The organism is Streptomyces sp. URMC 127 (assembly GCF_051386535.1).
In the GTDB taxonomy this organism is placed as follows: domain Bacteria; phylum Actinomycetota; class Actinomycetes; order Streptomycetales; family Streptomycetaceae; genus Streptomyces.
Map to the genome: position 1 here is coordinate 1 of NZ_JBPQTW010000584.1, position 202 is coordinate 202.

The window sequence follows — 202 nt, forward strand, 5'->3', positions numbered from 1 at the left end:
TTGTGCAGGAACCACAACCGCCGCTGAGCGAACGACAACGGCAGGACATCCGGCCGCTGCTCCACCGCCACCAGAGCGCGCCTCGCCGCCCCCGCGTCCTGCACCCACCCTGCGAGACCCGCCGGCGTGGGCTGCTCGAACAACGCCCGGATCGGCAACTCCACCCCTATCTCGGTACGAACCCTGCTCACCAACCGCGTCG

1 protein-coding gene is annotated in these 202 nt (G+C 69.8%); it reads right to left on the bottom strand.

The genetic code is table 11. The features are described from left to right. Positions 1 to 191: hypothetical protein (locus ACSNOH_RS35460; protein WP_436725538.1), on the bottom strand; the 191-nt coding region annotated here is incomplete at its 3' end. Between the last annotated feature and the right edge of the window lie 11 nt (positions 192 to 202).